At 48.5% G+C, this 1,079-nt stretch carries 1 protein-coding gene; it reads right to left on the reverse strand.

Features of this window, described 5'->3' with window-relative positions:
• Positions 1 to 1,079 (reverse strand): HYR domain-containing protein (locus ESU54_RS17650; RefSeq protein WP_146848197.1); only part of this gene is annotated, 1,079 nt, incomplete at both ends.

Consider the following 1,079-nt stretch of genomic DNA (forward strand, 5'->3'; position numbering starts at 1 on the left):
TCTGCTGGACAGGTAACTACCGGCGCAAGAAGGTCAACCGCAGTTACCGTTGCCGTACAAGTGGCTAGGTTACCGTTGTTGTCCTGGCTGAATACTTGCACTGTTACCGGGGTTCCGATATCTGCACAACTAAACTGGGTAATGTCAACAGCTACCGTAAGGATACCACAGGCATCGTCGTTGCTGGCTATCACATCACTTGGGCTAAGGGTGGCAGTACCATCCGCTCCAATCTCAATGGTAAAATCTTGACAAACCAGCACCGGACTTGTATTGTCCTCTACCGTTACGATAGCGGTACAGGTTTCAGTGTTTCCGTTTACATCGGTTACCGTCAGTACCACTGTGTTGTCGCCTATGTTCGAGCAATCGAAGGTGTCTATGTCAAGATCATAGCTTGCGATGCCACAGGCATCGGTAGAGCCATTGTCTATATCCGTTCCAAGAATAGTTACTGTTCCCGTTACAGGATCAAGTTCAACTATAATGTTCTGGCAGGCCACCACAGGGGCGGTTACGTCCTCAACAGTCACAATGGCGGTACACGTACTAGTGTTTCCGTTTACATCCGTTACGGTAAGGATTACGTTGTTGTCTCCAACATTGGAACAATCAAACGTATCCATATCTATTGAAATAGTAGCCACACCACATTGGTCGGTGCTGCCACCGTCAACATCTGCTGCAACTATACTTGCGTTACCAAATTCATCCAATTGGATGGTAATGTTCTGGCAAACTGCTACAGGCGCCTCGTTGTCTATCACCGTAATGATGAAGCTACAGGTACTCACGTTTCCGTTCACATCCGTTGCGGTAAACTCAATGGTAGTCGCCCCCACTGGGAACATACTTCCGCTTGGGTCGCCCATAGTCTGCACTACAGTGTCCACACCACAGTTATCAAAGGTGATCGGCATCGGGAAAGTAACTATGGCACTACACATGCCCGCATCGGTGTTCACCGTGATGTCTGCTGGACAGGCTATGGTCGGTGGGATGCTGTCTTCTACTGTTACTATTGTTGTACAGGTAGAAACATTGCCATTAACATCGGTTACCGTTAGGGTCACCGTGTT

Source organism: Aequorivita antarctica (assembly GCF_007997155.1).
Lineage (GTDB): Bacteria > Bacteroidota > Bacteroidia > Flavobacteriales > Flavobacteriaceae > Aequorivita > Aequorivita antarctica.